This is a genomic window from Bacillus cereus group sp. N24, from assembly GCF_016483345.1.
GTDB classification, from domain to species: domain Bacteria; phylum Bacillota; class Bacilli; order Bacillales; family Bacillaceae_G; genus Bacillus_A; species Bacillus_A toyonensis.
The window spans coordinates 1-254 of record NZ_JAEHCA010000135.1 but is presented as its reverse complement, the minus strand read 5'-3'; the positions used below and the strand labels follow the sequence as shown (position 1 = coordinate 254).

Here is a 254-nt window from a genome sequence, read left to right as displayed (position 1 = left end):
AGTGAGCGCTTTGTTATAGATAACTTTGGTGCAGGTAGTACATGGCATGGCGGAGTGGCTAGGAAAAGTTTAAAAGAACCGCTACAGGATTTTACTGTTGAAGCAAACGAAGAAACAGGTGAGTATCTAACTTTTGAAAAGATTAACGGTGGGAAGTTATACGTCGCTGATGCAGATGCCTTACAACGTTGGACAGAAGATGGTTCACACAAATATGACATCTATAGTCCACAAACAGAAGATCAAAATATGTC

Annotated in this window: 1 pseudogene; it reads left to right on the top strand. The window is 40.2% G+C overall.

Features of this window, described 5'->3' with window-relative positions:
- Nucleotides 1-254: pseudogene (locus tag JDS95_RS30735) on the top strand (distal tail protein Dit); the annotation flags it as partial.